Below are 4438 nucleotides of genomic sequence, written 5' to 3' on the forward strand. Positions count from 1 at the left end.
ACACCACCGCACGGTGCTCCAACACCGCACGACCCGAAGCCAACGACCACCCCACATCCCGCGCGGACACGCCCTCACGGTCCAACGCCCACGCACCCAACCGCGCAGCCTGCCCCCGCAACCCCTCCACCGAACGAGCCGACACCACCCACGGCACCAACCCACCCACACCCGAGGCAGCCACCTCACCCGTCGAGGCGGCCACTGGTTCGTCCAGCGCGGGTGCCTCTTCGAGGATCACGTGTGCGTTGGTGCCGCTGGCGCCGAAGGAGGAGATACCGGCTCGGCGTGGCCGTTCCGACTGGGGCCAGGGCGTGTGCTCGGTCAGCAGCTCGACATGGCCGGAGGTCCAGTCGATGTGAGGTGAAGGGGCATCGATGTGCAGGGTGCGGGGCAGTTCCCCGTGCCGCATCGCCAGTACCGTTTTGATGATCCCGGCCACACCGGCCGCCGCCTGGGTGTGGCCGATGTTGGACTTCACCGAGCCCAGTCGCAGCGGCCGGTCCACCGGTCGGTCCTGGCCGTAGGTGGCCAGCAGCGCATGGGCTTCGATGGGATCGCCCAGGGTAGTGCCCGTGCCGTGGGCCTCCACGACGTCCACGTCGCCGGTGGTGAGTCCGGCGGAGGCCAGGGCCTGGCGGATGACCCGTTCCTGGGAGGGCCCGTTGGGGGCGGTCAGCCCGTTGCTGGCGCCGTCCTGGTTGACCGCGCTGCCGCGCACCACCGCCAGCACCGGATGGCCGTTGCGCCGGGCGTCGGACAGTCGCTCGACCGCGAGGAGTCCGGCGCCGTCAGCCAGGATGAAGCCGTCCGCCGCGGCCGAGAAGGGCTTGCAGCGGCCGTCGAAGGCGAGCCCGCGTTGCCGGCTGAAGTTGACGAAGATCTCCGGGGTGCACATCACCGTCGCGCCACCGGCCAGGGCCAGGTCGCATTCGCCGGCTCGCAGCGCGTTGACGGCCAGGTGCAGGGCCACCAGGGAAGAGGAGCAGGCGGTGTCGACGGTGACGGCCGGACCCTCCAGCCCGAGGGTGTAGGCAACCCGCCCCGCAAGCAGGCTCGCCCCGTTGGCCATGCCGAGGGTGCCATCGCGCCCCTTGGCGGTCCTGGCCAGCACCTTGGTGTAGTCGAGGCCGTTGATGCCGGTGTACACGCCGGTACGGCTGCCGCGCAGCGCCGAGGGGTCGATTCCGGCCCGCTCCAAAGCCTCCCAGGAGGTCTCCAGCAGCAGCCGCTGCTGCGGGTCCATGGCCGCCGCCTCACGCGGCGAGATGTCGAAGAAGTCGGCATCGAATTCCGCCACGTCATGGAGGAATCCGCCTTCGCGCACGTAGGAGGTGCCGAGGGTGTCAGGGTCGGGATCGAATATGCCGTCGATGTCCCAGCCGCGGTCGGTGGGAAAAGCGGAAATGGCGTCGCCGTCCCGCCGTATGAAATCCCAGAAGTCCTCGGGGGTGGCCAGCCCTCCGGGGAAGCGGCAGGCCATGCCCACGATGGCGATGGGCTCGCGTTGCCGGTCTTCCAGTTCCCGTACCCTGCGATGCGCACCACGGGCGTCGGCGATCGCCTTCTTGAGATATGAGCGGAGTTTCTCTTCCGACTCAGCCACGTACGTTCAACTCCTTGTGCCCATGGTGATGGTCGTAGTCGCCGGCGTGCCGGATCATTCGAAGCCCTGGTCGATCATTGAGAACAGCTCGTCGTCACTCGCCGAGCCAAGGTCGTCACCCGCCTCGTCGCCGAGGCCGGCCGAGTCGCTGGTGGAGTCCTCGCAGAGCGACAGGAGCTGCCGGAGACGGGCCGCGACCCGGTCGCGGGCGCCGTCCTGAGCGAGAACCGATGGCAGGACGGCACCCAGCCGGTCGAGTTCCGCCAGCATCGGGGCGGTTGCCGAAAGGGCCTCCGTCAGCTGCTCGTTCAGGTGGTGAGCCAGCCGGGCCGCGGTGGGGAAGTCGAAGACGAGAGTGGAGCGCAGCCGGGCTCCGGTGCAGCGGGTCAGCCGGTTGCGCAGTTCCACGGCGGTGAGGGAGTCGAACCCGACCTCCTTGAACGCCCGCTCCGGCCCGATCTCCTCGGTGCCGCTGTGTCCGAGGACCGCCGCCGCGTGCGTCCGTACCAGCCCGAGCAGTACGCGTTCGCGTTCCTCCTCGGTAAGGCCGGCCAGGCGCCGTTTGAGGGCCTCGGCGTCCTCCTCACCAGGCAGGGTGGAGGTCTCCGGAGTACCCCTCGGGGGAAGCAGGTCCCTCAGCAGCGCCGGGGGTTGCTCGGAACGCTTACGCAGCGCGGCCAGGTCGAGCGGGGCGGTGAGCAGTACGGCATCTCCCGCGGCCAAGGCGGCGTCGAACAGGTCGAGTGCCTGCTCGTGGCCGATCGGCAGGATCCCTGGGGCAGCGGCGGGGGCCTGATCGTCCAGCGGCCCCCAGGACAAGGCCGTCGCGGGCAGCCCCTTCGCCCGACGGTGTGCCGCGAGAGCGTGGTGGGCGGCGCTCGCCGCGGTACTGAACCCCTGCCCCGCGGCCCCCAGCAGGCCGGCCGCGGAGGAGAGGGTGATGAAGAAGAGCAGTGGCAGGTCCTCGGTGAGTTCGTGCAGATACCGAGCCTGGTACGCACCAGCCAGTACCGTCTGCCACTCAGGCTCCCGCTGCTGCGGCTGCTCCTCAGCTGGTGCTGCGACGGGCTTCCCGGCTGCCTGGTCCGGCCCGCGGTGTGCGCCGTCGTCCGTGATCTCCCGCCCGGTGGGCGGCCTGCCGCCCGCGGAGGTCGATCCGGCACCGGGACCGTCTGCCGCGATGTCGGAGGCGTGCACCACGCCGATCAACGGACGCTGTGCGGACACCTCGGCCAGCAGCTCGGCCATCGCGTCCCGGTCAGCCGGGGCACCCGTGGCCATCGACGCCCGCACCCCCAACGCATCGAGCTCCGTGACCAGTTCCCGCACCTCGGGCTCGGCACCACCACGTGGCACGAGCGTCACGTGCCGGATCCCGTGGGCGGTCACCAGATGCCGGGTCAGCGAAGCGGTGAGGCCACCGTCGACACCATTGACCAGCACCGTCCCCTCGGTAACCGATCCCTCTGCGCCCCAGGTTTCGCCCGCGTCGGAGTCGGCGGGAACCACCCTGGTGAGCCGAGGTGCCAGTGTCTGGCCACCCCGTACCGCGATCCGCGGTTCACCGGTGGCCAGCGCCGTACGCAGGGCCTCCGGCGGCACACCGCCCGCCTCCGCGTCCACCAGGACGATCCGGCCGGGATACTCCGCCTGCGCCGCGTGCAGTACGCCCAGTGCCGGTGCGATCCCCAGATCGGGCCTCTCGGGTACGTCCTGGTCACCGTCGACGGCCACGGCCTGCTCGGTGAGCACGAGCAGCCGGGCCGGGCTGAACCGATCGTCGCCGAGCCATGTGTGGGCGAGTAGCAGCAGGTCCGCCGGGTCGCCCGGGCGCACCACCACCGCGTCCGGCAGCGCGGCGCCGGACTCCAGGGCGGCGCCCAACGCGCTCAGGCTCGGATGACGTTCCCTGATGTCCGGGCCAGGGTCTTCACCGGTGCCGATCAGCGCCAGCCGGGGTGCCTCGTCCCGCTCGGCCTGCACCGTGCGCCAGACGATGCGGAAGAGGGAGTCCCGGCGCATGCCACCGGCGGCCCGCAGTTGTTCGGCCGAGATGGGACGGACCGCCAGTTCCTCGATCCGTGCCACCGGTCCACCGGCCTCGTCCGCCACCCACATCGCGACGGAGTCACCGTCCGAGGGCAGCAGCCGGACACGCAGGCGGACCGCGCCGGGTGTGTGGAGCCGCACCCCGCGCCAGGAGAAGGCCACCTGCGCGTCGTGCTCCTCGGCAGCGGATCCGGGGTCCACCCGCAGCACCTGAACAGCGGCGTCCAGCAAGGCGGGGTGCACCCCGAAGCCTCTAGCCTCCCGCTCCCGCTCGGTGTCGAGAGCGACCTCCGCGAAGAGTTCGTCACCCTGCCGCCATGCCGCCCGCACACCCTGGAACGCCGGGCCGTAGTCGACGCCGGCCGCCGCAAGCCGCGTGTAGAAGCCGTCCACCTCGATGGGGGTGGCACCGGTCGGCGGCCAGGTCGCCAGAGCATCCGTGTCCTCGGAGGCGATGGGTTCGGCCGTCAGGGTGCCGGTGGCGTGCTGGGTCCATGCCTCCTCGGCCCCCTCATGCCGGGAGTGGATCGTAACCGACCGCACACCCGCCTCGTCCCCGGCTCCCACGGTGACCTGGAGCTGCACGGCAGCGGTCTCGGGCATCACCAGCGGGGCGTGCAGGGTCAACTCCTCCACCACCGGACACCCCACATCGGCACCGGCCCGCAACGCCAGATCCAGGAACACCGTCCCCGGCACGATCACCGTGCCCAACACCGCGTGATCAGCCAGCCAGGCGTGCGAGGCCAGGGACACCCTCCCCGTCAACACCCGCCCCTGGCC

The 4438-nt window shown here is 71.2% G+C and carries 2 protein-coding genes; both read right to left on the reverse strand.

The genetic code is table 11. From position 1 onward, the window contains the following. Positions 1-1606: type I polyketide synthase (locus E4099_RS29530; protein ID WP_209446797.1), on the reverse strand; the 1606-nt coding region annotated here is incomplete at its 3' end. A 54-nt stretch (positions 1607-1660) separates the two neighbouring features. Further along, on the reverse strand, positions 1661-4438 hold a 2778-nt coding region (locus E4099_RS29535), incomplete at its 5' end, for a type I polyketide synthase (protein WP_135342176.1).

Origin of the sequence: Streptomyces palmae, assembly GCF_004684805.1 — a bacterium.
In the GTDB taxonomy this organism is placed as follows: Bacteria; Actinomycetota; Actinomycetes; order Streptomycetales; family Streptomycetaceae; genus Streptomyces; species Streptomyces palmae.